Annotated in this window: 4 protein-coding genes; 2 read left to right on the forward strand and 2 right to left on the reverse strand. The window is 67.1% G+C overall.

The annotated features are described in order from the left end of the window. The coding region (locus tag ABYB95_RS17865; protein ID WP_372659959.1) for a glycine zipper 2TM domain-containing protein at positions 1–664 on the reverse strand (664 nt) is incomplete at its 3' end. 83 nt (positions 665–747) lie between these two features. Further along, positions 748–2,592 (reverse strand): NAD(P)/FAD-dependent oxidoreductase, encoded by a 1,845-nt coding sequence (locus ABYB95_RS17870; protein WP_372659961.1) that lies wholly within the window; start codon positions 2,590–2,592, stop codon positions 748–750. Positions 2,593–2,744: 152 nt separating this feature from the next. On the opposite strand from ABYB95_RS17870, the gene ABYB95_RS17875 reads away from it, so the two are divergent. Together ABYB95_RS17875 and ABYB95_RS17880 are read left to right on the forward strand one after the other, a co-directional pair. Beyond that, the gene (locus ABYB95_RS17875; protein ID WP_372659963.1) at positions 2,745–3,383 is read left to right on the forward strand and encodes a DUF2239 family protein; all 639 of its coding nucleotides are present in this window, start codon (positions 2,745–2,747) and stop codon (positions 3,381–3,383) included. A gap of 46 nt (positions 3,384–3,429) precedes the next feature. Continuing rightward, positions 3,430–4,340, forward strand: a 911-nt coding sequence (locus tag ABYB95_RS17880; RefSeq protein WP_372659965.1) for an MATE family efflux transporter, incomplete at its 3' end; no start/stop codon positions are given.

Below are 4,340 nucleotides of genomic sequence, written 5' to 3' on the forward strand. Positions count from 1 at the left end.
AGCGGTCGCCCCGGTGGTTGCCCCACCCGCGCTGCCCGCCGATGTAAACCACTTCGGGTGCGGGGGGGTACACCACGGTGCCCACCTGCACCCGGCTCACCGTGCGGGAGTCGTCGTCATAGCCCGAGCGGTAACGTGCGGGAGCCGGCGCCGGATCGAGGCGGCCCATGGGTGAAATGTTGAGCTGCACATACGGGCCGGGATCGCGGTCCATTTGCACCGCATAGCGCTTGCCCGCGTATTCGTACACCACGTCGTAGGCCATGGTCTGGTTTTCGTACACGGTGCGGGTGTGGCACTGGCGCACGGTCTGGGCTTGTGGCTGGCCGCCGCCTTCGATGCGGTCGCCCACCATGGCGCCACCAATCAGGCCGATCACGGTGGCAATCGCCCGCCCGTTGCCGTTGCCGATGGCGTTGCCCATGGCGCCGCCGGCAATGCCGCCGACCAGGGCGCCAGCGCCCGATTTGCGCGCCTCCACCATCACGGTTTCGTCGCGGCAGACTTCGCGCGGCACAGCGACTTGTTCAATCACCGGCGTGGTGCTGATGACGCGGGCACGCTCTTCGGCGGCGTGGCTGTTGGTGCCCAGGCCCAGCGCGGCCAAACCGATCAGGCCTGCAAGAGCTGGCTGGAGGGCAAAGGGCTTGTGGGACGTATTCATTCGGGAACTCCTGTGTTGAGGAGCCTTGAGCATGGGCCCGCTGTGTCAAGCGCCTGTGCCGCAAATGTAAAGATTGGTGAGCGTCAGGCCGTGGTCGGGGCTTGGAGCCCGTGCAGCAGTTCACTGGCCAGCGCTTGCGCCACTTTCAAGCCGTCCACCCCGGCAGAGAGAATGCCGCCGGCATAGCCCGCGCCTTCCCCCGCCGGGTACAGGCCGGGCGTGTTCAGGCTTTGCAGGTTGGCACCGCGCGTGATGCGCAAGGGGGCCGAGGTGCGTGTCTCCACGCCGGTGAGCACCGCGTCGGGCATGTCGTAACCCCGGATCTTGCGGCCAAAGACCGGCAGCGCCTCGCGCATGGCGGCGATGGCGTAGTCGGGCAGGGCGGAGGCCAGATCGCCCAGTTTCACGCCCGGCTGGTAAGACGGCTCGACCGAACCGAGCGCGGTCGAGGGCTGGGCCGCCAGGAAATCGCCCACCAGCTGACCCGGCGCTTCGTAGTTGCTGCCACCCAGCACGTAGGCGCGTGCTTCCAGCGTGCGTTGCAGCACGATGCCGGCCAGCGGGTGGTTTTGTCCCGCGGCCACCAGCTTGGTCGCCTGTGCGGCATAGCGCGGACCATCGGTTTCGCCAAAGGCGGCGCTCCACAACGGCAGGTCTTGCGGAAAGCTTTGCGGGAAATCGGCGGTGTCGATGCCGACCACGATGCCGGCGTTGGCGTTGCGTTCGTTGCGCGAATACTGGCTCATGCCATTGGTCACGACCCGGCTCGGCTCGGAGGTGGCGGCCACCACCATGCCACCGGGACACATGCAAAAACTGTAGACGGCGCGGCCGTTCTGCGCGTGGTGCACCAGTTTGTAGTCGGCCGCACCCAGCAGCGGGTGGCCGCTGTGGCGGCCCCAGCGCGCGCGGTCGATCACGCCTTGCGGGTGCTCGATGCGAAACCCGATGGAAAACGGTTTGGCTTCGAGGAACACCCCGGCGTCGTGCAGCAAAGCAAAGGTGTCGCGCGCGCTGTGGCCCAGGGCCAGCACCACCCGCTGCACCGGCATGTGTTCCATGGTGCCGGTCTCCAGGTGCTGCACTTGCAGCGCGCTCAGGCGCTGTGTGCCCGCACCGTCGGCGCTGCGGGTAAAGCCGCAGACCCGGTGCTGGAAGCGGATTTCGCCGCCCAGGGCCAGGATTTTTTCGCGCATCGCCTCGACCACCCGCACCAGTTTGAAGGTGCCGATGTGCGGGTGTGCGGCGTACAGGATCTCGGGCGGTGCACCCGCCTCCACGAACTCGGCCATCACCTTGCGGCCCAGAAAGCGCGGGTCTTTGATCTGGCTGTAGAGCTTGCCGTCGGAAAACAGGCCCGCGCCACCTTCGCCGTATTGCACATTGCTCTCGGGGTCGAGCTGCTGTTTGCGCCACAGGCCCCAGGTGTCTTTGGTGCGTTCGCGCACCGGTTTGCCACGCTCCAGCACGATGGGTTTGAAGCCCATTTGCGCCAACGCCAGCGCGGCGAACAGCCCGCAAGGCCCGAAGCCGATCACCACCGGGCGCTCGCTGGGGTCGCCGGGCCACTTAGCGGGTGCATGGCCGGGCGGCACCCAGGCCATGTCGGGCGTGGGCTGGATGTGCGGGTGCTCGGCGTGCCGGGCGAGCAGGGCGGTCTCGGCGCCCAGATCGGCCAGCGTCAGATCGACGATGTAGACCGCCCGCAAATCGGCCTTGCGGGCGTCGAAACTGCGCTTGAAGACGTGCAACTTGGCGATCGCCTCGGGCGCGATCCCCAGCGCACTGGCCGCGAGCTGTGTCAGCGCGGCCAGCGGATGCGGTGGCGGACTGCGGTCGTCTGCGGTTTCGGTGGGCGCGTCGGCGGCGCGGCGGGCTTCGGCGGGCAGCTCGGCCAGTGGGAGTTTGAGTTCGGCGATGCGGATCATGTGGTTCTCGGTGGCTTGTGTTTATCAAGCAGGTGTGCGCTGCCTATTGTCGCGAAACCGGGAAGGTGCCGCAGCCCGCACCCGGGTGCGCGGATACCACAGCGCTTAATAAAACCCGGGTGTAAATATAAAACCCGGGCATAATTCGCTCCATGATGTCCGATACCACTCCCACTTGCACCGCTTTTGTGGGCCACCAGCGTGTGGCTTTTGGCCCGTATGCGGCGGTGGCCGAAGCGCTGGCCCGGCGCGATCTTTCCTTGGGCGGCCTGCTGGTGTTTGACGACGCCACCGGCGCCCTGGTGGACCACCCCTGGCCAGCGGACCACGTGCCTGCGCAAGCCGGCTGCGCGGTCAAAGCCGTCAAAACGGTTGAGGCGGTCGAACCGGCGCCCGCCGCCGCACCCAGCGTGGGACGCCCTCGCATGGGCGTGGTGGCGCGCGAGGTCACGTTGTTGCCGCGCCACTGGGAATGGCTGGCGCAGCAGCGCGGCGGTGCCTCTGCCGCCTTGCGCCGCCTGGTGGAAGAAGCCCGGCGCAGCCACGCCGAGCGCGACGCCGTGCGCCGGGCGAAAGAGCGCAGCTACCGGTTCATGAGCGCCATGGGTGGTGGTCTGCCCGGTTTTGAAGAAGCCTCGCGCGCGCTGTTTGCGCACGACGGCGGTGTGTTCGCCGAGCGCGTGGCGCACTGGCCACCCGATGTGCGCGCGTACTTGGCGTGGCTCAGCCGCGACGCGTTTGAGTCCGCAGACACCAGCGAGCGCGCGAGCGCTGCCAACGGCCCCGCCTGAACGGAACTGAAACAGTCCCAAGCCAACCCACTTCGAGCAAACCCCTATGCCCCCCGCCCAACGACCGCTCTGGCGCGTCTATCTGGTTTTTCTTGCGCCCATGGTGCTGTCCAACATCCTGCAAAGCTTGTCGGGCACGCTCAACGGCATCTACATCGGGCAATTGCTGGGCACGCACGCTCTGGCTGCGGTGTCGGGCATGTTCCCCATCGTCTTTTTCTTCATCTCGCTGGTGATCGGGCTGGGCGCAGGCGCTTCGGTGCTGATCGGTCAGGCCTGGGGTGCGAAGGAGCCAGCCAAGGTGAAGGCAATTGCCGGCACCGCGCTCAGCCTGGGCGCGGTGATCGGGGTGATGGCGGCGGTGCTGGGCACCGTGTTTGCACAGCACATGTTGGAGGCCCTGGGCACGCCCGCTGACGTGCTGGACGACGCGGTGGCCTATGCCCGCACGGTGATGCTCATCATGCCCTTGCTGCTGGTGTTCATTCTGTTCACCCAGTTGCTGCGCGGCGTGAGCGACACGGTCTCGCCCTTGCTGGCGTTGCTGGTGTCCACCGGCGTCGGTCTGTTGCTCACACCGGCGCTGATCCTGGGCTGGCTGGGCTTGCCACGCCTGGGCATTCAGAGTGCGGCTGTGGCCGGGTTGGTGGCCAACGCGGTGGCGCTGTTGTTTTTGGCCTGGCGGCTGAGCGGGCGCAACCATGTTCTGGCGCCCGACCGCGCCTTGCTGGCCGCCATGCGCCTGGATACAGCGATCTTGAAAAAGGTCATGGCCATCGGCTTGCCCACCGGCTTGCAGATGGTGGTGATTTCTTTGTCGGAGCTGGTGATCCTGTCCCTGGTCAACCGCCACGGATCGCAGGCCACGGCGGCTTACGGTGCGGTCACGCAGATCGTCAACTACGTGCAGTTTCCGGCGCTGTCCATCGCCATCACGGCGTCCATCCTCGGGGCGCA

This window comes from Hydrogenophaga sp. (genome assembly GCF_041633695.1).
Classification (GTDB): domain Bacteria; phylum Pseudomonadota; class Gammaproteobacteria; order Burkholderiales; family Burkholderiaceae_C; genus Hydrogenophaga.